This is a genomic window from Streptomyces sp. AC550_RSS872 (assembly GCF_019049285.1).
Lineage (GTDB): Bacteria > Actinomycetota > Actinomycetes > Streptomycetales > Streptomycetaceae > Streptomyces.
The window spans coordinates 1-436 of sequence record NZ_JAGMUL010000183.1; the positions used below are offsets into that span (position 1 = coordinate 1).

The window sequence follows — 436 nt, forward strand, 5'->3', positions numbered from 1 at the left end:
GGGCTGGGGGCCCGGGGCGGGGGCGGGCTTGGGGGCGGCCGGGCGTTCGGCGGGCTTCTTGCGGGGCTGTTTGGCGGGGTCCTGGCTGCCCGCGGCCTGAGCGGGGAGGTCGACCAGTGGGGGTGGATGGGCGGCGGCGGCCGGCTCGGAGAGGCCGCCGGGAAGGGCCAGGAGGTGCGTACGGGACGCGGGGACGGCCGGGCGGGCGGTGCATGGCGCGGTGGGCGCGGTGGGCGCGAGGCAGGCTCGTACGTCCTGGAGGAGGGTGGCCGCGGCGGGGTTGCCGCGCAGGGTCCGGAGGGCGGTGAGGTCGTCGGGGTCGGGGTGATAGCCGGCGCCGAGGGCCTCCTCGAGGAGGGCGAGGTAGCCGGCCGCACTGCCGGGGAGGGCGGCGCGGTAGCGGGCGAGGTCGGCCACCAGGAAGGCACGCAACCGG

General features: G+C 79.6%; 1 pseudogene. It reads right to left on the minus strand.

From position 1 onward, the window contains the following. Positions 1 to 436: pseudogene (locus KUM44_RS39720) on the minus strand (hypothetical protein); the annotation flags it as partial.